Origin of the sequence: Enterobacter sp. BNK-22 (genome assembly GCF_048684805.1) — a bacterium.
Classification (GTDB): Bacteria; Pseudomonadota; Gammaproteobacteria; order Enterobacterales; family Enterobacteriaceae; genus Enterobacter; species Enterobacter quasiroggenkampii.
The window spans coordinates 3,458,872-3,483,929 of sequence record NZ_JBLQTT010000001.1 but is presented as its reverse complement, the minus strand read 5'-3'; the positions used below and the strand labels follow the sequence as shown (position 1 = coordinate 3,483,929).

The 25,058-nt window shown below is 58.2% G+C and carries 14 protein-coding genes and 1 tRNA gene; 7 read left to right on the top strand and 8 right to left on the bottom strand.

The genetic code is table 11. The annotated features are described in order from the left end of the window. The first annotated feature begins 8 nt into the window (after positions 1 to 8). Positions 9 to 12,218, top strand: coding sequence for a contact-dependent inhibition toxin CdiA (cdiA, locus tag ACMGGE_RS16405; RefSeq protein ID WP_420293964.1), 12,210 nt, complete (start codon positions 9 to 11; stop codon positions 12,216 to 12,218). 257 nt (positions 12,219 to 12,475) lie between these two features. Here the strand turns inward: cdiA and ACMGGE_RS16400 are convergent, their stop codons facing one another. From ACMGGE_RS16400 to ACMGGE_RS16385, 4 genes are all read right to left on the bottom strand, one after another. After that, complete coding sequence (locus ACMGGE_RS16400) at positions 12,476 to 13,564, bottom strand: AAA family ATPase (protein ID WP_420293963.1); 1,089 nt, start codon at positions 13,562 to 13,564, stop codon at positions 12,476 to 12,478. A gap of 145 nt (positions 13,565 to 13,709) precedes the next feature. Further along, positions 13,710 to 14,669, bottom strand: coding sequence for a YbgA family protein (locus tag ACMGGE_RS16395; protein ID WP_048030819.1), 960 nt, complete (start codon positions 14,667 to 14,669; stop codon positions 13,710 to 13,712). A gap of 102 nt (positions 14,670 to 14,771) precedes the next feature. Continuing rightward, on the bottom strand, positions 14,772 to 15,185 hold the full coding sequence (uraH, locus tag ACMGGE_RS16390) for a hydroxyisourate hydrolase (RefSeq protein WP_048226512.1): 414 nt from the start codon (positions 15,183 to 15,185) through the stop codon (positions 14,772 to 14,774). Between the two features lie 99 nt (positions 15,186 to 15,284). Continuing rightward, complete coding sequence (locus ACMGGE_RS16385; RefSeq protein WP_248222742.1) at positions 15,285 to 16,010, bottom strand: MerR family transcriptional regulator; 726 nt, start codon at positions 16,008 to 16,010, stop codon at positions 15,285 to 15,287. Positions 16,011 to 16,127: 117 nt separating this feature from the next. On the opposite strand from ACMGGE_RS16385, the gene ACMGGE_RS16380 reads away from it, so the two are divergent. From ACMGGE_RS16380 to ACMGGE_RS16370, 3 genes are all read left to right on the top strand, one after another. Beyond that, the gene (locus ACMGGE_RS16380) at positions 16,128 to 16,652 is read left to right on the top strand and encodes a lipocalin family protein (protein WP_063622787.1); all 525 of its coding nucleotides are present in this window, start codon (positions 16,128 to 16,130) and stop codon (positions 16,650 to 16,652) included. A 78-nt stretch (positions 16,653 to 16,730) separates the two neighbouring features. Then, entirely contained in the window at positions 16,731 to 17,777 is a 1,047-nt protein-coding gene (locus ACMGGE_RS16375; RefSeq protein ID WP_420293962.1) for a class I SAM-dependent methyltransferase, read from the top strand. A gap of 65 nt (positions 17,778 to 17,842) precedes the next feature. Continuing rightward, positions 17,843 to 18,280 carry an acetyltransferase gene (locus tag ACMGGE_RS16370; protein ID WP_420293961.1) on the top strand — a complete coding sequence of 146 codons (438 nt, stop codon included), beginning with the start codon at positions 17,843 to 17,845 and terminating at the stop codon, positions 18,278 to 18,280. Positions 18,281 to 18,309: 29 nt separating this feature from the next. Here the strand turns inward: ACMGGE_RS16370 and ACMGGE_RS16365 are convergent, their stop codons facing one another. The 3 genes from ACMGGE_RS16365 to ACMGGE_RS16355 all read right to left on the bottom strand — a co-directional run bounded on the left by ACMGGE_RS16365 (position 18,310) and on the right by ACMGGE_RS16355 (position 19,707). Continuing rightward, entirely contained in the window at positions 18,310 to 18,609 is a 300-nt protein-coding gene (locus ACMGGE_RS16365) for a helix-turn-helix domain-containing protein (RefSeq protein ID WP_045352829.1), read from the bottom strand. Then, on the bottom strand, positions 18,606 to 18,956 hold the full coding sequence (locus ACMGGE_RS16360) for a type II toxin-antitoxin system RelE/ParE family toxin (RefSeq protein ID WP_045907956.1): 351 nt from the start codon (positions 18,954 to 18,956) through the stop codon (positions 18,606 to 18,608). The genes ACMGGE_RS16365 and ACMGGE_RS16360 overlap by 4 nt, the downstream gene beginning before the upstream one ends. Before the next feature lie 409 nt (positions 18,957 to 19,365). After that, entirely contained in the window at positions 19,366 to 19,707 is a 342-nt protein-coding gene (locus ACMGGE_RS16355; RefSeq protein WP_063622790.1) for a SymE family type I addiction module toxin, read from the bottom strand. A 305-nt stretch (positions 19,708 to 20,012) separates the two neighbouring features. On the opposite strand from ACMGGE_RS16355, the gene ACMGGE_RS16350 reads away from it, so the two are divergent. Beyond that, complete coding sequence (locus tag ACMGGE_RS16350; protein WP_420293960.1) at positions 20,013 to 20,825, top strand: toll/interleukin-1 receptor domain-containing protein; 813 nt, start codon at positions 20,013 to 20,015, stop codon at positions 20,823 to 20,825. 5 nt (positions 20,826 to 20,830) lie between these two features. On the opposite strand, the gene ACMGGE_RS16345 is transcribed toward ACMGGE_RS16350, so the two are convergent. Beyond that, positions 20,831 to 20,925, bottom strand: a tRNA-Sec gene (locus ACMGGE_RS16345). A gap of 290 nt (positions 20,926 to 21,215) precedes the next feature. Here ACMGGE_RS16345 and ACMGGE_RS16340 point away from each other — a divergent pair. Together ACMGGE_RS16340 and yicI are read left to right on the top strand one after the other, a co-directional pair. Next, a complete protein-coding gene (locus tag ACMGGE_RS16340) occupies positions 21,216 to 22,607 on the top strand; it encodes a glycoside-pentoside-hexuronide family transporter (protein WP_196365570.1) in 1,392 nt (463 codons plus the stop codon). Between the two features lie 12 nt (positions 22,608 to 22,619). Beyond that, positions 22,620 to 24,938 (top strand): alpha-xylosidase, encoded by a 2,319-nt coding sequence (yicI, locus tag ACMGGE_RS16335; protein ID WP_420293959.1) that lies wholly within the window; start codon positions 22,620 to 22,622, stop codon positions 24,936 to 24,938. Positions 24,939 to 25,058 lie beyond the last annotated feature (120 nt).

Genomic DNA, 25,058 nt, shown 5'->3' with positions numbered 1-25,058 from the left:
CTACGACTATGGATACCCGTCACCCACCCGTTCGTTTCTCGCAGCGTCTGATCAGCTGGATTGTCTGCGGCTTAATGGTCTGGCAGCCGATGGCACCTGCCGTCGCGGCGGCGCTGACGCCGACCGGGCAGACCACGGTCGATCGGGCGGGGAACGGGGTGCCGGTCGTCAACATTGCCACGCCCAACGGGGCGGGTATCTCGCATAACCAGTTCGGTGAGTATAACGTCGGCAAAGAGGGGCTTATCCTCAATAACGGCACGGACCGTTTAACCCAGACCCAGCTGGGCGGGCTTATCCAGAACAACCCCAACCTGCAGGCCGGGCGGGAAGCGAAAGGCATTATCAACGAAGTCACGGGTGCCAGCCGCTCGCAGTTACAGGGCTACACGGAAGTCGCCGGTAAAGCAGCAAACGTCATGGTGGCCAACCCGTACGGCATTACCTGTAACGGGTGCGGATTTATCAACACCCCGAACGTCACCCTGACCACGGGGAAACCGCAGTTCGACGCCAGCGGTAACCTGCAGGCGCTGGAGGTGACGAAAGGCGCCATCACGGTTGAAGGCCAGGGGCTGGATGCCAGCAAGAGCGACGCGCTGTCGATCATTGCGCGCGCGACGGAAGTGAACGCCGCGATACATGCGAACGACCTGACGGTAACGGCAGGGGCGAACCGCGTGGGCGCAGACGGCAGCGTCAAGCCGATTGCCGGTGAGGGTGCCGCGCCCGTGGTGGCCGTGGATACCGGCGCGCTCGGCGGGATGTATGCCAACCGTATCCGCCTGGTCTCCAGCGAGACGGGCGTGGGGGTGAACCTCGGCAACCTCACCGCGCGCCAGGGCGATATTCAGCTGGACGCGGGCGGGAAACTGACGGTCACGAACAGCCTGGCCAGCGGCTCGATTACCGCGAATGGCGCGGGAGTGGTCCTCAACGGCAGCCATCAGGCCGGTGGCGCGGTGAATGTAACCAGCTCGCAGGATGTGAAACTCAATAACAGCACGCTCGCCAGCCAGGGCGATATGCGCCTTTCCGCTGCGGGGAAAGTGCAGACGACGGGTGGCGGGACAAACAGCGCAGGCGCGCTGTCGGTGAGCAGCGGGCAGGGGATGACGCTCAGCAATACCTCCCTGGTCTCCCGCGGCGCGGCGACACTGGACAGTAAAGATACCCTGACCGTAAACGGCGGCGGCGTGTCGGCACAGGGCGGGGCGCTAACCGTCACGAGTAAAAAGGGAATGGCGCTTGCGGATGCGACGCTGACGGGTCAGGCCGACACCACGCTGTCCACCGACGGCAGCCTGACGCAGCGCGGCGGCAGCGTCACCAGCAAAGGTGCGCTCAGCGTGACGGTCGGGAAAGATATCACGTTGACGAATACCCGCAGCGGTAGCGATACCCGCGCGACCCTCAGCAGCGGCGGCACGCTGTCATCCACGGCCAGTGCGGTCTCGGCAGGGGAGCGTCTGGCCCTGAGCGGTGGACAGCTGATGATGGACGGCCAGAGCCGGGCCGATGCCACGGGCGATGTCCGCCTGACGGGCAGCGCCGTCAGTAATCAGGGGCAGGTGAATGCGGGGCGCGACATTGCCCTCTCCGGCAACAGGGTGTCCAACAGCGGCCAGCTGGCGGCGAAAGGCCACCTTGACGTGAACGCAGGAGAGCTGACAAACGGCGGCATGGTGCAGGGTAACGACGTCACCCTGAAGGGGCAGACGGTCACTAACAGCGGTACCCTGCAGAGCGCCGGCAACCTGGCGCTAAGCGCCGGTACCCTGGAGCAGATGGGCACGCTGAGCGCGAAAGGCAATGCAAACGTCGCGGCGCAGCAGACCCTGCGTAACAGCGGCAGCCTGCTGGCTGACGGGGCGATGAGCGTGACGGCAGACACGCTTGAACAGAATGGCACCCTGTCCGGCGCGACGGCGCTGACGGCGCAGACCGGCACCCTGACCAGCGGTCAGGCGTCCCGTACCACCAGTCAGGGCAATGTTCAGATTACCGCGACCCGCAGCGCCAGCCTGAACGGGCAGACGGACGCGGCGGGGGCATTAACCGTCAGTACCGGCGACCTGACCACCGGCCAGGATGCGCATCTGCAGAGCGGGCAGGGGCTTACCCTGCAGGCGCAGAATGCCGCGCTGAATGGCACGCAGGCGGCGAAGGGGGCGCTGTCGGTGACGGCGGGCACGATTGCGCACGCCGGGAAATCCACCGGTAACGTGCTGAGTTTTAACGCGACCGGCGACCTGACCAGCGGCGGAGAGCTTACCGCCAGCGCCATCGCGCTCAGCGGACAGAACATCCTCCAGTCCGGCGTCGCAAAAGCGGAACGCATGACCCTGACGGCTCCTGAACGCATCACCAGCAGTGGTACGCTGGTTGCCGGTACGCTGGCGCTGGACGCTGCCTCGGTGGAGAACAGCGGACTGCTGCAGGGGACCACCCTGCTCGGCCTGAAGACCGGGTCACTCACAAACCTCGCGGGCGGATCGGTCTACAGCACGCAGGATTTAACGCTGAACGTTCCGGTGCTGTCTAACCGCGGGCTTATCACTACCGACGGCACGCTGCGCCTCCGGGGCGACACGCTGACAAACCAGGGTGAAATCAACGGCGTCAGCCTGAGCAGCGACTACCTCAGCCTGACCAACACCGATACCGGACGCCTGCTGGCGGACGACCGGCTCACCCTGAACGGCACTGCGTTTGCGAACGCGGGCAATATTGCAGCCAGCGACCTGCACATCACGGCGAACAGCCTGCAAAACCAGGGCACCGTCGAGGGGGACTCGGCGCTGACGCTCGGTGTGGCAGACCTTACTAACCGTGGCGCGCTGCGCAGCAGCGGAACGCTGACGCTCGGCGGTGAAACGCTGGTCAACAGCGGCGAGCTCAGCGCCACCGCGCTGCTGCTGAACCTGACCCGACAGGCCAGCAACGATGCCGACGGGCGGGTAATTGCCCGGGACGGCCTGACGCTGACTACCGCCAGCCTGACGAACAGCGGGCTGATGGCCGGTACCGACGCGCAGTTTAACAGCGCGTCGGTGACCAACGGCGGCACGCTGCAGGGGACACACTCCCTGACGGCTACGGGGGCACAGCTCACTAACCAGCAGGCGGGTATGCTGCTCTCCGGCGGCGCGCTCGCCCTGCACCACACCACCCTGAACAACGCCGGGCTGCTGCAGGGCAACACCCTGAACCTGGCCACCGGTGAGTGGATGAACACCGGTAACGCGCTGGGGGAAACGGGCGTGACGGCGGCGGTGACCGGCACGCTGACCAACAGCGGTAAGGTGCTCAGCCAGCAGGCGCTGGACGTCCAGGCCGACAGGACCGATAACCGTGGCCAGCTGCTGGCGAAAGTGCTGACCCTGCGGGGCGACCTGCAGAACAGCGGCCTGCTTCAGGGCAGCAGCACGCTGGCCTGGTCCGGGAACACCTTCACGAACCAGCCTCAGGGCCAGGTGACGGGCGGCGAGAGCCTGACGCTGAGCGGACAAACCCTCAGCAACGCGGGCAGCCTTCAGGGGCGCAGCGCGACGTTTGACGCCGGGAGCCTGAATAACCAGGGCAGCGTTCAGACGCTGGACGCCCTGACGCTTTCCGCGACCGGCAGGCTGGATAACACGGGTGCCCTGCTCAGCCAGAATCTGTTCACGCTGACGGCGGCGCAGCTGTTCAACGACGGCCAGCTGGCCGGGAAAGCCCTCACTGTGAAGGCTGCGCAGCTGAACAACACCGGGATTCTTCAGGGCAACGACACGCTGGTGCTGACCACCCGCGCGCTGAGCAACGGCGCCACCGGGCAGCTGGTGAGCGGCAGTCCTCTGAACTTATCCCTCGACACGCTCGATAACGCTGGCCTGTTGCTGGTGAAGGGCGGGTTCACCCTGCGGGGCAGCGACCTGACGAACCGGGGCGATATTCAGGCGCAGAGCCTGGATTTGGGCCTGAGCAATGCCCTGACCAACACGGGGAACATCGTTGCCACCGACGATGCCGTGCTTAACGCGACGACGCTGACCAGCAGCGGCACGGTGGCGGGCAAAACGCTGACAGCAGGCGGTACTGAGCTGCGCAACAGCGGCCTGATGCAGGGCAGCAACGCGGTTAACGCCACCGCCGACCGCTTTATCAACGAGCTGAACGGTAAATGGCTCTCCGGCGGCGGCTTCACGCTGACGGGCGGACAGCTGACCAACGCCGGTACGCTGCAGGGCGCCACACTGGGCATGACCGGCACCACCCTCACCAACAGCGGCACGGTGAACGGGCAGACGGGACTCAGCGGCACGCTCAGCGGGGCGTTAACGAATACCGGGCTGCTGCAGAGCGGCGGCACGACCGCCTTCACCGCGGACACCCTGGCGAACCCGGGGCGCATCACGGGCGGTACGCTGTCCCTCACTGCCCGCGATATGAACAACGGCGGGCTGATGCAGGGAACGAACGGCCTGGCGCTCACCGGCACCACGCTGACCACGGGCGCGGCCTCGCGCACCCTCTCCGGCGGCATGCTGACGCTGGATGCAGGCCAGCTGACCACGCAGGGCACGCTGCAGGGGAACGGCGCGGACATCCGCGCCAGCGACTGGACGCACGGCGGGTCTCTGCTCAGCCAGGGACCGCTGACGGCCACGACCGGCGGCACACTGACCTCAACCGGCTCGCTGATGAGCCAGGGCCGGGCGGATATCACCGCACAGACGCTGGATAACCGCGGGCAGCTCCTCAGCGAGGGCGATGTGACGCTCGGCGGCAGCACGCTTAAAAACAGCGGCACCGTGCAGGGGAACACCCTCGCGCTGCATCAGAACAGCATTAACAACCAGGGCACCTTAACCGGTCTGCAGAGCCTGACCGTTCAGGGGCAGCAGCGGCTGATGGCGCGCATGGCGATGGCCGCGCCTCAGCAGGAGCTGATCAACGGCGCAGGCGGTAAGCTTCTCACCCAGGGTACTCTGACGATTGCGTCCGGCGCGGTGACCAACGCCGGCAGCTGGCAGGCACAGAATATTCTGCTTAACGCCCGGTCGCTCAATAACAGCGGCGCGGTGCAGAGCGCCGACGCGCTGCAGATGACGCTGGCCGATACGCTCACCGGAACCACAGGCAGCAGGATCACCGCGCTGGGTGCGGCGACGCTGCAGGCCGCGACGCTGGCGAACCAGGGGCAGTGGGCGGCGAAAAACCTGACGCTGACAGGCGGTACGCTCAGCAACAGCGGCGCCATCAGCGGCGTGAATGGCGTGACCCTCAGCCAGACCGGCGCGGTCAGCCAGCAGTCTGGCGGCACCCTGCTGTCCGGCGGGGCGCTGAACATCACGGCGGCCTCCGTTACCAGCGACGGCAAAATGCAGGGGGGCACGCTCGGCATTACCACCGGGGCGCTCACCAACAACGGACGTCTGCAGGGCGATAACGGCGCGACGCTGGCCCTCAGCGGGACACTGACCAACAACAGCGGAGGCGAAATCGTCAGCCGCGATGCGCTGACGCTGACCACGCCCGCGCTGTTTAACTACGGCCTGATCCAGGGCGGCGGCGAGACGCGCGTGACCGCCTCCTCGCAGGCGCGTAATGACGGCAGGCTGCTTTCCGGCGCGCGCCTGACGCTCGGCACGCCGCAGTTCACCGGCACCGGCTGGCTGCAGGCCACCGACCTGATCCTGAATGCGGCAAACGCCACCAACGGCGGCACGTGGGTGGCCGATCGCGCCACCCTGACCGGCACCAATTTCGCCAGCCAGGGCACCACCCAGGCGGGACAGTTGACGGTTAACTACAGCCAGCTGAACAACAGCGGCACGCTGCTCGGCAACACGCAGCTGAATATTGGCGCGGACCAGGTAACCCAGAGCGCGGGCGGCAAGCTGCTGAGCGGCGGCAACCTGTGGCTGCAAAGCCGTGGGCTGGACCTTACCGGCCAGCTGGTGTCCCTGGGGGACTTAACGCTGCAGCTGACGAACGCGTTTACCAGCAGAACCGCTGTGGCGGCAGGCAGAACCCTCACCATCAACAGCGGCGGCGACATCGATAACCGCAGCGTGCTGCAGGGGCAGGCGGTCAACCTGAACGCGGGCGGACAGCTCAGCAACAACGGACAAATCACCACTGGCGGCGGCGCGAGTACGCTTTCCGGCAGCAGCGTGGCGCTGAACGCCGCGGGCTCGGTGCAGGGCGGAGGTGACATCACCGTGGCCAGCCGGAGCAATATTACTGTGGACGGCTTCACCGGCACGCGCGGCTCGCTGACCCTGAGCGCGCCGGGCGCCATCGTCAACACCGCGCTGCTGTACGCGGCGAATAACCTGGCGCTGTTTGCCGACAGCATCACCAACCAGCGCGGCGACATCATGGCGGGGAACAACCTGTGGATGCAGCGAGATGCGGCAGGGAATGCGAACAGCCAGGTGGTGAACACGTCGGGGAATATTGAGACGCAGGGTGGAAGTCTTAATATTAAAACCATCAACTTACGAAATGAGCGGGAAGGGCTTAAAGCTTCAACTCAGAGTCAGGTACAACCAGTTGATGACTGGATGACAGGTGAGTCAACAATAGATGTGCCTGTTACGGCTCTGCCAGATGGAAGTTATGGTTTTTATTCGCGAGAAGTCATTACTGGTCCGGGTGCTGGTAACTGTGGAGCTAATAGTGCATGTAATATCCATCGCTCCACATACTATTATCTGGCTCCTTTTAAAAATACAGTCAGGCAGCGTTTTTCCGGAAGATACAGCACAACTGTTATCACAGGGGGCGATTCTCCATCAGGGCGTATTTCTTCAGGTAGTGACCTGACTATTCAGGCTTCCAGACTTGATAATAATGCCAGCAATATATTGGCAAACGGTGATATTCACCTGTCTGGAAATCAATTAAATAACCAGAGCTGGCAGGCAGGTAGTGAGGTTGATTACCTGATTTATGAATATAAACCGTTATCTGCGTCTGTTGGTTACGCAACAAGTAAGTTAGGCGTGGCTGGTAGTAAGAATATCAAATTCCAGAATGATACTATTGAGTACAATCTGGTTGGGCATGAAACAGAATTCCAACCGGGTGAACTCTACCGCGCCGTCATCCAGGCAAGCGGTAACGTCACCGCAAACTTCACCAGTAACATCAGCAACACCAATACCACCGCCAATGCTGGTGGCGTCAGCAACGTCATCTCCACGCCGTCGCTGAACACCCTCAGCAACCAGAGCGTCGGCAGCGGCGTACAAAAACAGGGGCTGAACACGACCGGCACCGTGGCGGTGAACTCGCCGCAGTGGAACGATCAGCTCCAGGGTGCGCTGCAGCAGCTTAACGGCGGCGGCGCGCTGGAAAACGGCGGCGCGTCCGGCACGCCTCTCAGCGACATTGGCACCAGGCAGAAAGGCAACGCGAACCTCGGCCAGTTGGGCGCACTGGCGAACGCCGGGGTCACCACCGCCGATCTCAGAACCGCTCAGGGCGGAGCCGTCGGGCATTATCAGGGCCAGCGCGTCGATACCAGCGCTTACCCGCTGCCGTCGGGCAACAACGGCTATTTCGTCTTCTCCGATAACCCGAAAAGCCCGTACCTGATCAGCATCAACCCGAAACTGAACGGTCTCGGACAGCTTGATCCCGCCCTGTTTGCCGATCTGAACGCGATGCTCGGGGTCAAACCATCGTCCACGGCGCCGCAGGAGACGCGGCTGGCGTTTACCGACGAGAAGCAGTTCCTCGGCTCGTCTTACATGCTCGGCCGACTCAACCTGAACCCGGATTACGATTACCGCTTCCTCGGTGATGCGGCGTTCGATACCCGTTATGTCTCCAACGTGGTGCTCAACCAGACCGGTAACCGCTACCTGAACGGCATCGGTTCCGATCTGGATCAGATGCGCTATCTGATGGATAACGCGGCGGCGGCGCAGCAGTCGCTGGGCCTGCAGTTTGGCGTCTCGCTGACCGCCGATCAGATTGCCGCGCTCGACCACAGCCTGCTGTGGTGGGAGAAAGCCACCGTCAACGGCGAAACCGTGATGGTGCCGAAACTCTACCTGTCACCGAAGGACGTCACCGTCAATAACGGCAGCGTAATCGCGGGTAACAACGTTACCCTGAAGGGCGGCGACATCACCAACAGCGGCAGTTCGCTGCTGGCGAAAAACAGCCTGATGCTCGACAGCCAGAACAGCATCAGCAACCTCAACAACGGCCTGATGAAAGCGGGCGGCGACCTGAACCTGAGTGCCATCGGCGATATCAATAACATCAGCTCCACCATCAGCGGCAAAACGGTCGCGCTGGAGAGCCTGGACGGCAGCATCAACAACCTGACCCAGGTTGAGCAGATTGATATCAACGCCGGAGGGAAGTACGGCAAGATCGGCCTGAAAGACACCCTGCTGGGCAACACGGCGTCTATTACCGCGCAGGATGGCCTGTCGCTTGAGGCGGGGAAAAACATCACCGTTACCGGGGCGAACCTGGCCTCCGGCGGCGATATGCTGCTGAACGCGTGGGGCGATATTGCCGTCAACGCGAATCAGATCAACGACGCATTCAGCTCCAGCCGGGCGAAAACCAGCCGTTCGTCCGTCACGTATCAGGGCAGTAACGTCACCGCGGGCGGCAACCTGCTGGTGAACGCCGGGCACAACCTTGACGTGACCGCCAGCGACCTGAAGGCGGGCGGCAGCGCGGGGCTGAGTGCGGGCAACGATCTCAATCTGAACGCGGCACAGACCAGCGAAAGCAGCCGTAAAGGGAAAAGCGAGTCCCACAGCACCGGGCTCGACCGCACCACGATTTCCGCAGGCGATAACCTGGTGCTGAAGGCCGGGCAGGATATCAACGCTCAGGCCGCCGCGCTGGCAGCGGAGAAAAGCGTCGGGCTGCAGGCGGGTCGCGACGTGAATCTGGCGGCGGAAGAGACCACACAGGGCGATAGCTATAAGTCAGGCAAGAAAACCGTCATCAACGAATCGGTACGCCAGCAGGGAACCGAGATCGCCAGCGGGGCGAATACCCAGATCCTCGCCGGGCGCGATGTCACTACCGAAGCCGCGCAGGTGACGGCGAAGGGCGATATCGGCGTGGCGGCAGGCCGCGACGTCAATCTTAATACCGCTACCGAAAGCGATTATCACTACAAAGAGCAGACCAAAACCAAAAAAGGGTTCCTGAGCAAGAAAACCACCCACACCATCGAGGAGGACAGCGCGACGCGTGAATCCGGCTCATTGCTGAGCGGCGATAACGTGCAGGTCGTTGCGGGCAATAACCTGCTGGTGAACGGCTCCGCCGTGGCGGGCGATGGCGACGTGCAGCTTAAGGCGGGCAACAACGTCGATATTGTGGCAGCGACGAACAGCGATACCTCCTGGCGCTTTAAGGAAGAGAAAAAATCCGGCCTGATGGGCTCGGGCGGGATTGGTTTCACCATCGGCAGCAGCAAAAGTACCCAGGATCTCCGTGAGAAGGGTACCACCCAGAGCCAGAGCTTCAGTACGGTGGGCTCGACGGGGGGGAGCGTTGATATTGCCGCCGGTAATCAGCTGCATGTCGGCGGTGCTGACCTGGTGGCTGGCAAAAATATGGCGCTCGCCGGCGACAGCGTGGTAATCGAGCCGGGTCATGACAAACGCGCCCGCGATGAGAAGTTTGAACAAAAATCCAGTGGCATTACGGTGGCTCTGTCTGGCGTAGTGGGTAGCGCAATCAACAGCGCTGTAACCACTGCACAGGAGGCGTCTAAAGAAAGTGATGGACGTCTGGCTGCCCTGCAGGCAACGAAAGCGACACTCTCGGGCGTACAGGCGGCGCAGGGAGCGGTTGTTGCTCAGCAGACTGGCGATCCAGCGAACGGATTTGGTGTCAGCCTCTCTCTGACTAGCCAGAAATCGAAATCTCAGCAGCATGCCGATAGCGACACGGTAGCGGGCAGCACGATCAATGCCGGAAACGATCTTTCCATTACCGCCACGGGCAAAGGTAAGAGTGCGAATAGCGGCGATATCCTGATCGGCGGTAGTCAGCTGAAAGCGGGCGGTGACGCCACGCTGAATGCTGAAAACGACATCCTGCTGACGGGAGCGGCCAACACGCAGAAAACCACCGGCAAAAACAGCAGCAGCGGTGGTGGTGTGGGCGTAAGTATTGGGGGCGGCAGCGGCGGGATGGGGATCAGTGTTTTCGCCAATGTGAATGCGTCTAAAGGTAATGAAAAAGGTAACGGCACCGCCTGGACCGAAACCACGCTGGACAGCGGCGGTACGGTCTCCATGACCAGCGGTAGAGATGGCATTCTGAACGGGGCGCAGGTCAACGGTGAGAAGATTGTCGCTGATATTGGCCGCGATCTTTTGATGAGTAGTCAGCAGGACAATAATGATTACAAATCTAAGCAGACCAGCGTAGCGGCGGGCGGCAGCTTCACGTTCGGAAGTATGACTGGCTCCGGCTACATCAGTGCCAGTCAGGATAAGATGAAGAGCACGTACGACTCCGTTCAAGAGCAGACGGGGTTGTTTGCCGGTAATGGTGGATTTGACGTCACGGTTGGCCGTCACACACAGCTGGATGGCGCGGTTATTGCCTCCACGGCGACGGCTGACAAAAATTCGTTAGACACGGGAACGCTGGGCTTTAGCGACCTTCACAACGAGGCGGATTATAAGGTCAGCCATACGGGTGTGAGCCTGAGTGGGAGCGGTAGTTTTGGCGATACCTTTAAAGGCAAAATGCCGGGCGGCATGATTTCAGGCGCAAGCCACAGCGGCCATGCGGAAGGCACCAGCCAGGCGGCGGTGGCAGACGGCACCATTATCGTTCGCGATCGGGATAATCAGAAGCAGGATGTGGCAAACCTGAGCCGGGATACCGAACATGCCAACGACAGCATCAGCCCAATCTTCGACAAGGAGAAAGAGCAAAATCGCCTGAAAGCGGTCGGGCTTATCAGTGATATCGGCAGCCAGGCGGCGGATATCGCGCGGACGCAGGGTGAGATAGCGGCACGGAACGCCATGACCGATCCGGAGGCGCTGAAGGCGGCCAAAGAGAAGCTGAAATCGGAAGGTAATGCTAACCCAAGTGATAAGCAAATCGTGAATCAGGCTGGCCAGACGGCAATGGCGAAGTACGGTACAGGCAGCGATATTCAGCGCGGTATTCAGGCGGCAACGGCGGCACTTCAGGGACTGGCGGGAGGTAATATTGCGGGTGCGTTGGCAGGCGCGTCGGCGCCTGAGCTGGCGCATCTGCTTAAATCAACCGAAGGCGATCCTACCGTTAATACCGTTGCGCACGCTATTCTGGGCGGCGCGGTGGCGGCTCTTCAGGGCAACAGCGCCGCTGCGGGAGCTGCAGGGGCGGCAACGGGCGAGCTAGCTGCGCATGCTATAGCCAGCCTGCTCTATCCGGATGTTAAAGACTTGTCGAAACTGAGCGAAGATCAAAAGCAGACGGTCATTACTTTGGCATCAATATCGGCGGGGATGGCTGGAGGAATTGCGGGGAATAAGACGGTCTCGGCAGCAACGGGTGCGCAAAGCGGGAAGAATGCGGCTGAGAATAATGCCAATTCTTTCCCTCTACCTGATGGTCTGGCCAAATATATGACTTCTGCAGGCTCATTGAACAATTATGCGGAAGACAAAGGTGCATCTGCGGATGAAAAGCAGGCCATGTTGAATAAGCTGGCAAAAGGAGACTTGCCTGAAAATCAGCAACCCGCTACAGGGCTAGTTAAAGCATGGGGTGCGGGAATGTCAAGTGTAGTTGCTCCCGCACTATTACCTGGAGCGGCAACGGCAGGATCCGTCGTGGCTTCTGGAATGATTGGTGGCACAGCAAATGTGTGGTCTCAATTAAACAGTAATGATCCCTTCAGCGTAACCGACGCACTTGTAGCAACAGGGGTTAGTGGATTAACGCAAGGGCGTGGATTCTGGTTTACCGAAGGCGCAAGCATGGCTGGTGCTTATGCGGGGGCTGTGTTGCAAGGGAAAGATCCACTTGCTCCCACCATTGGTGCAGGAATAGGAACAGCGGGAGGGGTATTAACAGGCAAGGGTTATGAGAAAGTACAAGAAATGCTCCCGCAATATGTGATTCCGAAATTTACAGGAACGGTTCTGGAGTCATTGAGTTCTGAATATTTCGGAAGCAAAGGACAGGCTGCCACTGAGGCTATACAAAACAAATTAAGCGAGAAAAAATAATGTTTACTACGAGGATAAAATTATTCCTATTGCTGGTAGCTGTTTGGATCGCTGGCATTTTTGCCACGCTTTTGTGCGGCCGTTTGCTGATAGCCTTTGTTACCTATTTTTTCATCGGGCAATTTGATTTTCCAATGAGTGATCTTGTTGAAGCCGTTAACCTTTCCATTAGTGGTGGGGTAATCATTGGAGGAATACAATGCTTTATGTCGAAAGAAAAGAATCCACCCCGGTGAGTAAGAGATGAGGATATAGAGCTACCCCAGCCTCTCCACCCGTGTCTCTCCCTCCACCATCGACAGCTGATACAGCGAAAACGATCGCTGCTTCTCAATCAACTGTGCCAGCTCCGGCGAGTGGCTGGTGAGCCAGATCTGCGAGTAGCGGCTGGCCTCGGCGATTAAGCTCGCCAGGGCAGGCAGCATCTGCGGGTGCAGGCTGTTTTCCGGTTCGTTCAACGCGATAAACGCCGGTGGGCGCGGGCTTAACAGCGCTACCGCCAGGCACAGAAAGCGCAGGGTACCGTCGGAAAACTCCGCTGGTTCCAGCGGTCTGCTCAGCCCCTCGCGCTGCATCATCATGCGAAAACGTCCGCCGGTGTTGTCGCTGTAAAACATGCAGCCGGGGAAGGCCTGGTCAAGGATGCGCATCAGCAACAGCTCGTCGCCAATCTCGACGATGGTCTGAAACGCGGCCGCCAGGTTAGCGCCGTCGCTGGCCAGCACCGGGGAGCGGAAACCGACCTGCGGGGCCCGCATCGCCGAGCCGATTGATACAGAAAACTCATGATAAAATCGCCAGTTACGCAGGGACTCGCGCATCTGCGACACTTCCGGGTAAAGATGCGGTTCGCCGAGCTGTCCGAATACCGATTCGTTCTCGTACAGCGTGCCGCTGTGGGTCACCTTCTCGTGATGCACGTTGTTCAGAAACACCGCCTGGTTCTTACGCTTCATCAGCTGTGACGAAGGTCGACGGTGCTGGCCGCTCAGCCAGATGGACTCCTCTTTGATCACCGGGTCGAGCTGAAACTGCGAGGGATAGGGCAGCTTCTCCACAAACCCGACCTGCAGCTCGTATTCGTAGCTCTCTGTTTCCACCGCGAGGTTCATCCGCCGTAGCTGGTCGCTACGGGTTTTGCCTGCCCAGAACACCTTTAGAATGCCGCCCTCGTTTGCCAGCGCCTGGGAAAACTGCCCCTGCGCGGCGCTGTGCATCAGGTGTATCGCCTTGTAGATATTTGATTTTCCAGTGCCGTTCGGCCCGAAGACGATATTGAGCTGCTCCAGCTCCAGCGACATCTCGCGGATGGAGCGGTAGTTTTGAATGTGCAGGGTGTGGATCACAGGCAGGCCCCTTTCGCAGAATAAGCCTGTATATAATCACAGTCTTTGAGATGAAATGCAAAAAAGAGACGACAGTGAGGATGTCGTCTAAACGGGGTACTGCTTTGGGCCTCTACGGGTCAATGGGGCCTTCGCATTTTTTTCATCACTTGACTGCCAGACGCAGACCCAAATCATCAGGATAGGGATCAAAGTAGTTTTGCGTCATCAGATACCGGTCGGGGTATTCGGCCAGGTAGTGCTTCAGCAGCGTGATCGGGGCGAGGATAGGCAACTGTCCGTTGCGATAATGCAGGATCACGTCGCGCAGCTCGCCGCGCTGGCGGGTGTTCAACTGGTTACGAAAATAGCCCTGAATATGCATCAGCACGTTGGTGTGATTCTTACGCGAAGCGGGTTTTTTCAGGATGGTCATCAGCTTTTCCCGGTACGCCACGAAGAAAGCGTCCAGATCTTCCCACTCGTGCAGCGAGGCAACGAACGGGCCGATTTCACGGTAACCCGCCTGATGGTGCGCCAGCAGCTGGAGTTTGTAACGGCTGTGGAAGTCCAGCAGCGCGCGGCGCGTGAGGCCATTTTTACGCAGCGTGTTCAGTTCGTGCAGGGCAAAAACACGTTCGACAAAGTTTTCCCGCAGCACCGGATCGTGCAAGCGTCCATCCTCTTCCACGGGCAGCCACGGCCAGGTTTCAAGGAGGGCGGCGGTGAACAGCCCGACCCCCTCCTTGCGGCCCCGGTTGCCGTTTTCATCATACAGACGCACGCGTTCCATGCCGCAGCTTGGGGATTTAGCGCAGACGATAAAACCAGCGAGATCGCCGATTTTCGGCAAAAAATCTGCCGTAAAGTCCGCCATTTTCTGCGTAACGTCTTCGTGAGGCGCATGGCTAAAACGCATCTGCGTTTCACCGTGTTCCGTCACGATCAGACGCAGCGCCGGGCGAGGGGTCGGCAGGCCGATGGCCATTTCCGGACAGACGGGCCTGAAATTCACCCACTGGGCCAGTTCATCCATGACGAAGCCCATACGCTTGTGTCCGCCGTCAAAGCGAACGGCGGATCCGGTCAAACATCCGCTAATACCCAGCACTGGTTTCGTCGTCATGGTGTCGTCCTCCCGTTCATATAATTAAAACTTACACAACATGACTAATTTGTCCAAGTATTCGCGGAACTATTTTTTTTATTCCTTTAGAATCAATGCATCTTAGCTGCCCTTATAGGTCGAGTAACCGTACTGACTCAGCAGAAGCGGGATGTGCAGTTTCTCGTTGGTGCGTGTCACGGTAAACAGCACCGGGATCTCCGGGAAGAAGGAGTCGAGCTTTTTGCCGTGGAAGTACTCTGCGGTTTTGAAGGTCACTTTATACACGCCAGGCTGCATGTCCTGGTCCTGCGGATAGAGCGATTTGATGCGTCCATCCTGGTCAGTTTTACCGCTGGCGATCGGGGTCCATTTGTCCTGCTGCTGCTTTTCCAGCGTGACGGTGACGCCCGGTGGAGGCGTGCCGGTTTGCTGGTCGAGGATGTGTACGCTCAGGGTGCCAGCAGGAGCGGCGCTAAAGGCGGCAGGGGTAAAGGCCATCGCGGCCAGCATCAGCAGAGGGGTAGTTTTTTTCATGGTGTTTTCCTGTGGAGTTATTCGTGACAGGAAAACGTTAGCATCTGCGGCGCGGGAAAATATTCAACTTTTCGTGAAGATTCCCGCAGGAGAAAATGATCAGAGGATAATCACTTCAAGCGATACCTGCTGCTGCCACTGCTCCACCTGCTTTTTCCGCGCCGCGGTGAGCTTGCCGCTGGTGACCAGAAGCCATTTGCGCTCCGGGAAAATTTCCGGGGCCAGCGCGGCCGGAGGCGAGGGCAGAATGTCGATTCGGTGTCCCTGTCCTGTGCGCGTTAAGGCTTCGAGCCAGATCTCGCAGGCGTCGTTCAGGTGCCAGCCGCTGAGCAGAATATTATCGCCCGGCGCTTTTTTATCACCCTCGAGACAAAACGAGGTGTAGGCGATGATGATGCCGTCGAGGATTGCGCGCAGGGTCATGGCGGCGGCCACGTTGGCCGAAACCTGACTGCGCAGCGGGCGCAGCACGTTCGCGACCAGCTCGGGTCTTGGGTACTCGCGTCCTGCGTCGTAAATCATCTGGCGCAGGGACTCGACTTTGCCGTCCTGCAGGCGTTGCAGCATGTTCTGCTGCAGGGTTTGCCAGTTGTTGGTCCGGCCCGGCATCGGGCGTTCCAGCAGCGGTTTGACCTGGCCGATCGGGACGCCTTTTTTTACCCAGTCGAGGATTTTGAGCGCCTGCTGGACGTCCTCATCGCTGTACTGGCGATGGCCGCCTTCCGTGCGCTGTGGCTTGAGTAAACCATAGCGACGCTGCCACGCCCGCAGGGTGGTGGCGGTGATGCCGCTGAGTCTGGCGAATTCGCCGATGGAGTAAGCCATGTCCGTGTCCAGAGTGGAGGAATACTCTCAATATACTACGAATTTTCCCGAACGGGATGAAGCGCCGAAACGGTGCACTACACTTAACATCCAACCGTGCAAATGAAAGGAATTCTCATGAAGCTATGGCCTGTTGTGACCGGTGTTGCGATTGCTTTGACGCTGGTCGCCTGTAAATCCCCCACGCCGCCGAAAGGCGTGCAGCCTATTACCCACTTTGACGCCAGCCGCTATCTCGGCAAATGGTACGAAGTCGCCCGTCTGGAAAACCGCTTCGAACGCGGGCTGGAGCAGGTGACGGCGACCTACGGCAAGCGCAGCGACGGCGGTATCAGCGTGCTTAACCGGGGCTACGATCCGGTGAAGAATAAGTGGAACGAGAGCGAGGGGAAAGCGTACTTTACCGGCGAACCGACCACGGCCGCGCTGAAGGTCTCCTTCTTCGGCCCGTTCTACGGCGGCTATAACGTGATCAGACTGGACGATAAGTACCAGTATGCGCTGGTCAGCGGCCCGAACCGCGATTACCTGTGGATCCTGTCGCGCACGCCGACCATCCCGGATGCGGTGAAGCAGGACTACCTGAATACTGCGCGCAGCCTGGGCTTCCGGGTTGATCAGCTGGTGTGGGTGAAGCAATAAAAATCGTGCTTTCTTCCTGGGGCATTACTGGCTCGCCTGGATAGACTTCCGTTAAAAGCCTAACGGGGAGAAGACGACATGAACTGGCAGCCTTTTCGCGGCGATGCGCCGGAAAATATGACGATTTTCAGCGCGTCATTTCCCGACGTCAGCGACCAGTGGCCGATGAAAGACGATGCTGCCCGGGAGATCGCCTCCCTTGACCGCGCCCTGAAAGCCGAGCCAGCGCTCCGTCCGCCGCGGGTGGAATACGACGAGGGCGGGCAGGCCGTGCTTGTCCCCCAGAACCGCTATTCCGAACAGGCCTTCCGTAACCGCCCGGCCCTCACCGCGTGGCGCACCCGGCTGGTCCCCTCCGCGCTGGCGCTGTTTGTGGTGCAAAACCCGCTGGAAGACCGCCTGCCCGATGGAACAAAAATGGACAGCGACAGCCGCCAGTGGTTTATCCACGCAAATGATGCCATCGGCGTGCGTTCCCGCGCCCGGGTGCTGGCCGCGCTGGTGGATAAGTACATTCACAATGAGAGCGAGAACAACTGGGTCAGCCTCGCGAGCGGCGCCGCCATTCCGGTGCTGGAGGCGCTACGTGAAGCAAAGCTTGATGGCCAGCAGGTCTATCTCACGCTGGTGGACAAAGACCCCGTAGCGCTGAGCTGGGCGGAAACCATGGCGGCGCAGGAAGGTATTGTGGTGGGCGAACAGCTGACGCTGCTCAGGCGCAACCTGCTCCATACGCTGGTGCGTAACGAGGACCTGCTGCTGGAGCTGGGCGAGCATCAGGCCGAACTGGTCGACGCGCTGGGGATTTTCGAATACTTCAACGATACCGATGCGGTGATTTTCCTCCAGCGCGCGCTGCGGCTGGTCAAACCCGGCGGGGCGGTGATTGTGTCGAACATGCTGACCAGCAGCCCACACATTGACTTTGTGCTGCGCGGTATCGGCTGGGAGGATATTCACCCGAGGACGCTGCAGCAGCTGCAGGACATCCACCTCGCGGCGGGCGTGGCGGTGGAAAACGTCACCGTGATCGTGCCGAAGGACGGGGTGTATGCGGTGATGGAGATCAGGGTAGGGGATGAAAAACCGCACGGTCAGTTCCCTCTCTCTGAGGGAGAGGGCTAGGGTGAGGGGGAACAGAGCGCAAGGAGTGACTTGAATTAACGTCCTAAACCGCACATGATCCCCCCATGAAAATAGAAACCGCACTCCCCACACACTTCGAACGTCTGGTTGCGATCTGGGAATCCTCCGTCCGCGCTACCCATCACTTTTTACAGGAAAGCGATATCGCGGCGCTGCGCCCGTTATTGCTTAACGCGTATTTGCCTAACCTCACCGTCGTGATGGCCCAGGATGACGCAGGCGTTATTCACGGCTTTTTAGGCGTGGATGAAAACCGCATTGAAATGCTGTTTGTTGACGATGCGAGCCGGGGGAAAGGCGTTGGGAAATTGCTGCTGCAACACGCCATCGCAGCGTTCGGCGCGAACGAAGTGGATGTGAATGAGCAGAACCCGCAGGGCGTCGCGTTTTATCGCCATATGGGGTTTGAGCAGGTCGGACGCTCGGAACTGGACGGGCAGGGGAATCCGTTTCCGTTGCTGCATATGCGGTTGGCTAAGTGAATATTCACTTAACGCAGGAATCACACTTGTTAGATATGAAATGCAACGCGTTTTCCTGTGGGAAGTTCAACGTCGATACAGAGTTTCCCACCCATTGCCTCGATGTAACGCTTAAGCGTGGCAATTTTTAGTTCATTTCCACGTTGCTCAATCTGAGTTACTGCGGGCTGGCTCACCCCCATCAGGTCGGCAACTTTTTTTTGCGAAAGCCTGAGCTCTTCACGTAAAAGTTGCAGACCCGTTTCGAGGATCATTTCCTCTGCCATCTCTTTAATACGTTGTTGGCTTTCCGGTGAACGTGACGCAATCACTTCATTTAAGGTTTTCACTTGGCTGCCTCTTGGCTTGTCAGATGAAGGGAAAATTCGGCATCTGCGATGCGAATCATTTTTTCATAAAAGGTTTTGTCGTTACTCTTATCGCCCGCGCAAAGCACAATGGCCTGACGTACAGGATCAAATGCGAAGAAAGCACGAACAGGACGACCAGCATATTGAATACGTAATTCTTTCATATGCTTATACCGTGAGCCTTTAACCGTATCTGCATAGGGACGAGGAAGACGTGGCCCATAGTGTTGCAGATTTAGCAGGTCTGCCAGTACCTTATCCTGTAATCCTTCTTCTTGTTCAAACAACCACTGCTCGAATACCTTTCCGAACCGAACCGTCCACATGCTTTCGTCCATGATAAGCTGTAGCTTATAAAAAGAATATAAGCTGTAGTTAATAAATACAATGGCAGTCATCGACAGCCAGGCTGTTAGTGGCAGGAGTATGACAAAGAGGGGATTTCAAACGGATCGTGCAATTAAGAAATTGCGAGGCGCTTTCCAGCGTTTTTTCATTCATGCTGGAGAGTGAGGCTGGCGTTCGTTCTGGTATTACTGGGGCGTTTGAGGGTTCCTGGTGGAACTGGGCGCCTCGGGAGAGCGGTACCCGTTATGGTTAACTATCTTTCTGAAAACCTGATGTTTCCCTTCAGGCGAACTATCCGGGATTTCCGGATAGTGAATGTTAATCATTTTCTCCTGCCGGATAATGGATGACATCATTATCAGTAATGCCGCCTCCAAATTCTCAACGTTAAGCTCGGTGGTTAGTACTCACGTTTGCGAGCCGCTTTCCAGGACGTGGAGTTTGAATCGCCGCAAGCGCGTCCTCTATCTCAATGAGCTTTGCCTTCGTCCGTTTATAATCGTCCTGCAACCGCTGCTCTTGCTCGTTATACGCCACCAGAACGATGCACCCTTTGATGACCTTTACCGTGACCTGCTGTCCGGTATCAAAACCCACTGCGCGCAGCCACTTGCCGGAAAGGATGATTTTCGGCGTGGATTTGTCGAAAACGTTCGGGCGGTATCCCAGAATTAACGAACGCTCGGTTCCGGATTGGTCGGGGTCTGGGGTAGAATGTGAATCAGCCATAATCAACTTCTTGATAGTTGGTGAGGTTTGACGCTCCGGTTGTGTTCCCGCACATCGAGGCGTTGCTAATACAGGAGGTTTAGGTGACCTTATGTCAATTATATCGCGCGAAAAAAAACAAAAGGCGACGGGCAGTCTCCGCAGTTTAAGATGCGCATTGATCCGGCATTGAAGGAGCAGTTGGATGCTGTGGCGGCTGAGGAAGAGATGAGTCTCGCCAATTGATTGAAGGAAATGGCGAGGGAGGCTTTGCGATTAAGGAAAATTGAACCTAAGGGTTCATATTGAGAGTATGGGATTCAGCTATGCCTAAAGAAATGGATCGATATGGTGCCGTTAAAGTAGTCTCTGGGAAATTTAAAGGGCGTATTGGTTATTACGATGATGATGATTTGATTTTTCCAGATGATTTTGAATGGGATGAAAATGATAGTCTGGAAAACAACGAGAATATTACTCCAGTTGCTATTGTCTGTTTTGGTAATTTTTTGTTAGCTACAGAGCACTACGCTATCCCTTATGATGATTTAGACTACCCTTCAATGCATGATCTAATGAAAAGGAAAAATGAACTTACAGAGTTATGCTCACCTTTTAATGTTAAAAACAGAATTCCATATAAAAAATTAAGCAGTTATTTTTCAGAGTTACATTACGTTGAAACTACTTTTCTAGAAAAAATTGTGGAGCAGCGCTACATGAGTAAACCAAGTGGAGCTAAAGTCTTTATCTCTCATTCGTCATTGGATAAACCATTTGCAAAAATGTTATGTATGGATCTTGAAGCAAATGGATATATCCCATGGTTGGATGAATGGGATATTAAAGTTGGTGAAAGTATACCTGAACGAGTTTCTAACGGATTAGAGGAAGCTGATTTTGTAATTGTTATCCTTTCTGAAAATGCTATTTCTTCAAAATGGGTTGAGAGAGAATGGCAAAGTAAGTATTGGAGTGAGATTGAGCATGATCGTATTCATGTACTTCCCTTACTTTTGAAAGATTGCAAAATACCTGAGTTATTAAAAACAAAAAAATATGCGGATTTTAGAAAAGATTTCAATACTGGATTAAGAGACTTATTAGCAGCACTCGAAGCTTTGTATAAAAAGAAATGAATTTTTGGCGGAAGATCACAGGAGTCGAACCTGCCCAGGAACGCTGGCGTCCCCAACTGGATTTGAAGTCCAGCCACCTCACCGGAGATGACGATCTTCCGCGCCTGCATTGCTACATGGAGGCGGGGCGCATTATAGCTACTTTCAGGCATTTACCACATACCCAACACCACTTTTTTCACCTCTCTTTTGACCTGTACCCCCCTGTTTCAGTTAATTCCTAAGAAAATCCTCATGTTAGCCCTTTGTGCTCCCCAATATTTACCGCGATCACAAAAAACAAGAAACGTAATCTGCTAACCAGAAAACGCAATACCCGCTCAAGAAACAATGGTTTAAAAACACTGTAACCGGTCTCAGCGCCCCCAATAGCGTGAAGGATAAAAAAAGATGAGCGAAGTATTGTCAGTAAAAGAGAAGATTGGCTACGGCATGGGAGACGCCGCCAGCCACATCATTTTTGATAACGTCATGTTGTACATGATGTTTTTCTATACCGATATTTTCGGCATTCCCGCCGGATTTGTCGGCACCATGTTCCTGCTGGCGCGCGCGCTGGATGCGATCTCCGACCCGTGCATGGGGCTGATTGCCGACCGCACCCGCAGCCGCTGGGGCAAGTTCCGACCGTGGATTTTGTTCGGCGCGATCCCGTTCGGCATCATCTGCGTGCTGGCCTACACCACGCCGGACCTCAGCCTCAACGGTAAAATGGTTTATGCCGCCGTGACCTACACGCTGCTGACCCTGCTCTATACCGTGGTCAATATTCCTTACTGCGCGCTGGGCGGCGTGATCACCAGTGACCCGACGCAGCGTATCTCCCTTCAGTCCTGGCGCTTTGTGCTGGCGACCGCGGGCGGCATGCTTTCCACGGTGCTGATGATGCCGCTGGTGAAGCTGATTGGCGGCGACGATAAGGCGTTCGGCTTCCAGGGCGGCATCGCCGTGCTGTCGGTGGTCGCGTTCCTGATGCTGGCGTTCTGCTTCTTCACCACCAAAGAGCGCATCCAGGTGCCGCCGAGCACCACCTCCATGCGGGAAGACCTGCGCGATATCTGGCAAAACGACCAGTGGCGCATCGTGGGCGTGCTGACCATCCTCAACATCCTTGCCGTCTGCGTGCGCGGCGGCGCGATGATGTACTACTGCACCTGGATCATGGGCTCGCCGGAAGTGTTCGTCGCGTTCCTCACCACCTACTGCGTCGGCAACCTGATTGGCTCCGCGCTGGCGAAACCGCTCACCGACTGGAAGTGCAAGGTCAGCATCTTCTGGTGGACCAACGCCGCGCTGGCGGTGGTCAGCGTGGCGATGTTCTTCGTCCCGATGCATGCCACCGTGGTGATGTTCGCCTTTATCTTCGTCATTGGCGTGCTGCACCAGCTGGTGACGCCGATCCAGTGGGTCATGATGTCCGATACCGTCGACTACGGTGAATGGACCAACGGCAAGCGCCTGACCGGCATCAGCTTTGCAGGCACGCTGTTCGTGCTGAAGCTGGGGCTGGCGCTGGGCGGGGCGATGATCGGCTGGATGCTGGCAGGCGGCGGCTACGACGCGGCGGCCAAAACCCAGAACAGCGCGACCATCAGCATCATTATCGGCCTGTTTACCCTGGCCCCGGCGGTCTGCTATGTGCTGAGCGCCATCATCGCCAAACGCTACTACACGCTGAAAACCCCCTTCCTGACCAAAATCCTGGGCGAGCTGGCACAGGGCGCGCGCCGTAATCAGCAGGAATTTGAAACCCTGCCGGTCAGCAAAGAATTGCAGAACTAAGAGGACGAGAGTATGAAAATCAGTGATGGAAACTGGCTTATTCAACCGGGCCTGAATGTGACCTATCCGGTTCAGGTGTTCGACGTGGAGCAGCAGGGGAATGACCTGGTGGTGTATGTGGCGCCGCGTGACGTGCGCGAACGCACCTGGCAGCTCGACACGTTGATGTTCACGGTGCGCCTGTTTGCTCCACAGGAAGGGATTGTCGGGGTGCGCATCGAGCACTTCCAGGGCGCGCTGAACAATGGTCCACATTATCCGCTGAACGTCCTGAAAGACGTGAAGGTTGAGATCGAAAACAACGCCGAATTTGCTGAGCTGAAAAGCGGCAGCGTCAGCGTGCGCGTCACCAAAGGCGAGTTCTGGGCGCTGGACTTCCTGCGCAACGGCCAGCGTATTACCGGCAGCCAGCTGAAAAATAACGGCTACGTGCAGGACAGCAATACCCACCGCAATTACGTTTTTGAGCGTCTGGATCTGGGCGTGGGGGAAACGGTCTATGGTCTGGGCGAGCGCTTCACCGCGCTGGTGCGCAACGGCCAGACGGTCGAAACCTGGAACCGCGACGGCGGCACCAGCACCGAGCAGTCCTATAAAAATATCCCGTTCTACCTGACCAACCGCGGCTACGGCGTGCTGGTGAATCATCCTGAAAACGTCTCGTTTGAAGTGGGATCTGAGAAAGTCTCTAAGGTGCAGTTCAGCGTTGAAGGCGAATATCTCGAGTACTTCGTGATCGACGGCCCGTCGCCAAAAGAGGTGCTGAACCGCTATACCCGCTTCACCGGGCGTCCGGCGCTGCCGCCTGCCTGGTCGTTCGGCCTGTGGCTCACCACCTCGTTCACCACCAATTACGACGAAGCGACGGTGAACAGCTTTATCGACGGTATGGCCGAACGCGACCTGCCGCTGCACGTCTTCCACTTCGACTGCTTCTGGATGAAGGCCTTCCAGTGGTGTGACTTCGAGTGGGATCCGGTGACATTCCCGGACCCTGAAGGAATGATCCGCCGCCTGAAGGAGAAAGGGCTGAAGGTCTGCGTGTGGATTAACCCGTACATTGGCCAGAAGTCGCCGATCTTCCAGGAGCTGAAAGCGAAGGGCTACCTGCTCAAGCGCCCTGACGGCTCCCTGTGGCAGTGGGACAAATGGCAGCCGGGGCTGGCGATTTACGACTTCACCAACCCGGACGCGTGCCGGTGGTATGCCGACAAGCTGAAAGGCCTGGTGGATATCGGCGTCGACTGCTTCAAGACCGACTTCGGCGAGCGTATTCCGACGGACGTGCAGTGGTTCGACGGGTCCGATCCGCAGAAAATGCACAACCATTACGCCTACATCTATAACGAGCTGGTGTGGAACGTGCTGAAAGAGACGGTGGGGGAAGAAGAGGCGGTGCTGTTTGCTCGCTCGGCGTCAGTGGGTGCGCAGCAGTTCCCGGTGCACTGGGGCGGCGACTGCTACGCCAACTACGAATCAATGGCGGAAAGCCTGCGCGGCGGGCTGTCGATTGGCCTGTCCGGCTTCGGTTTCTGGAGCCACGATATCGGCGGGTTCGAAAACACCGCTCCGTCGCACGTCTATAAACGCTGGTGTGCGTTCGGGCTGTTCTCCAGCCACAGCCGCCTGCACGGCAGCAAATCCTACCGCGTGCCGTGGGCGTACGATGACGAGTCCTGCGACGTGGTGCGCCACTTCACGCAACTCAAGTGCCAGTTGATGCCGTATCTGTACCGTCAGGCGACGCTGGCGCGCGAGTTCGGCACGCCGATGCTGCGGGCGATGATGCTGGAGTTCCCGGACGATCCGGCGTGCGATTACCTCGACCGTCAGTACATGCTGGGGGATGCCCTGATGGTCGCTCCGGTGTTCTCCGAGGCGGGGGACGTGCAGTTCTACCTGCCGGAAGGCCGCTGGACGCACCTGTGGCACAACGACGAAATCCAGGGCAGCCGCTGGCATAAGCAGCAGCACGATTTCATGAGCCTGCCGGTCTACGTGCGCGACAACACGCTGCTGGCGCTGGGCAATAATAACCAGAAGCCCGACTACGCATGGCACGAGGGGACGGCCTTCCAGCTGTTTAACCTGGATGATGGCGCAACGGCAGTGAGCGAAGTGCCTTCTGCGAACGGCGCGGTGGCGTTTACGCTGAAGGCATCGCGTCAGGGCGACATCGTGACCTTTACCGGCACGGGAGACGCGCAAAACTGGTCGGTGTGTTTGCGCAACGTGCAGACGGTGAGCGGCGTGAAGGGCGGTTCGCAGGCGGGCAGCGAATGGGGCGTGGTGGTGAAAGCCGAAGGGAATGAGGTGGTGGTTCAGCTCTGAGGTGGAAAATGCCCGGTGGCGCTTCGCTTACCGGGCCTACGGTAATTATGCGCTCTGATGCCCTCACCCTGACCCTCTCCCACAGGGAGAGGGAACCAAAACCTCGTAGGCCGGGTAAGG

Excerpts from the sequence above, each read along its gene's own strand:
- yicI (WP_420293959.1), top strand. The coding sequence starts at position 22,620 with ATGAAAATCAGTGATGGAAACTGGCTTATTCAACCGGGCCTGAATGTG.
- ACMGGE_RS16360 (WP_045907956.1), bottom strand. The coding sequence starts at position 18,956 with ATGTGGACGGTTCGGTTCGGAAAGGTATTCGAGCAGTGGTTGTTTGAA.
- ACMGGE_RS16355 (WP_063622790.1), bottom strand. The coding sequence starts at position 19,707 with ATGGCTGATTCACATTCTACCCCAGACCCCGACCAATCCGGAACCGAG.
- ACMGGE_RS16375 (WP_420293962.1), top strand. The coding sequence starts at position 16,731 with ATGAACTGGCAGCCTTTTCGCGGCGATGCGCCGGAAAATATGACGATT.
- ACMGGE_RS16385 (WP_248222742.1), bottom strand. The coding sequence starts at position 16,010 with ATGGCTTACTCCATCGGCGAATTCGCCAGACTCAGCGGCATCACCGCC.
- cdiA (WP_420293964.1), top strand. The coding sequence starts at position 9 with ATGGATACCCGTCACCCACCCGTTCGTTTCTCGCAGCGTCTGATCAGC.
- ACMGGE_RS16370 (WP_420293961.1), top strand. The coding sequence starts at position 17,843 with ATGAAAATAGAAACCGCACTCCCCACACACTTCGAACGTCTGGTTGCG.
- ACMGGE_RS16380 (WP_063622787.1), top strand. The coding sequence starts at position 16,128 with ATGAAGCTATGGCCTGTTGTGACCGGTGTTGCGATTGCTTTGACGCTG.
- ACMGGE_RS16395 (WP_048030819.1), bottom strand. The coding sequence starts at position 14,669 with ATGACGACGAAACCAGTGCTGGGTATTAGCGGATGTTTGACCGGATCC.
- ACMGGE_RS16350 (WP_420293960.1), top strand. The coding sequence starts at position 20,013 with ATGCCTAAAGAAATGGATCGATATGGTGCCGTTAAAGTAGTCTCTGGG.
- uraH (WP_048226512.1), bottom strand. The coding sequence starts at position 15,185 with ATGAAAAAAACTACCCCTCTGCTGATGCTGGCCGCGATGGCCTTTACC.
- ACMGGE_RS16340 (WP_196365570.1), top strand. The coding sequence starts at position 21,216 with ATGAGCGAAGTATTGTCAGTAAAAGAGAAGATTGGCTACGGCATGGGA.